Origin of the sequence: Synechococcus sp. R6-5 (assembly GCF_047461775.1) — a bacterium.
Classification (GTDB): Bacteria; Cyanobacteriota; Cyanobacteriia; order Thermostichales; family Thermostichaceae; genus Thermostichus.
This window is the reverse complement of the sequence record NZ_JANSHV010000360.1, coordinates 1-851: the sequence shown is the minus strand read 5'-3', so window position 1 is coordinate 851 and position 851 is coordinate 1. Positions and strand designations below refer to the sequence as shown.

Here is an 851-nt window from a genome sequence, read left to right as displayed (position 1 = left end):
CAACGCCTGGTGGCCGCTGACGACCGTGCCGAACGCGCCGCAGGCGTTCACGAAGTATGCGCCGGCGAACGGGGCGACCGGGCAGCCGGTGGGCGTCAACCTGACTTGGCAGGACACGCCGGATGAGACGTATTACCAGGTGTGCGTCGGGCTGAGCCCGGGTGTGTGCACGTTCGTCAACGTGACGACGACGGCGAACGCGACGGGCTACGCGCTGACGGGGCTGGACTACGCGACGACGTATTTCTGGCAGATCAGCGCGTGCAACGCGGGCGGGTGTACGCCAGCGAACAACGGGGTCTGGTGGAGCTTCGACACAAAGAACTTACCCATACCAGGGGCGTTCCAGAAGACGGGGCCGGCCAACGGGGCGATCGGCGTGCCGACGGACACGGCGGCGGTGCTGCTGGCGTGGACGGCGGCAAGCAACACTACAGGCTACGAGATTTGTCTGGGGACGAATCCAAACACGTGCGACCTGTCGGGCGGGGGCTTCCAGGACGTGGGCAACGTCACGAGCCGGTATCTTAGCCAGTTGCCGTTCAGCGCCACGCTGGCGCCGGCGAGCACGTATTGGTGGCAGGTGCGGGCGTACAACGACGTGCTGGCAACCCGCACGCTGGCGGACAACGGGGTGGAGTTCCAGTTCACGACGGCGTCGGTGAGCGGGCCGGGCGGGTTCAGCAAGGACGCGCCGCTGAACGGGGCGTTCAACCTGCCGACGGCGACGCTGGCGCTGCGCTGGTTCGCGGCGAGTGGGGCGGCCAGCTACGAGGTGTGCGTTGGGACGGCGGCGAACAGTTGCGACGCGCTGCCGGGGAACGCCTGGCTGAACGTGGGGAGCGCGCGGG

General features: G+C 68.3%; 1 protein-coding gene. It reads left to right on the top strand.

The annotated features are described in order from the left end of the window. The coding region (locus NW818_RS13730; protein ID WP_414424869.1) for a hypothetical protein at positions 1-851 on the top strand (851 nt) is incomplete at both ends.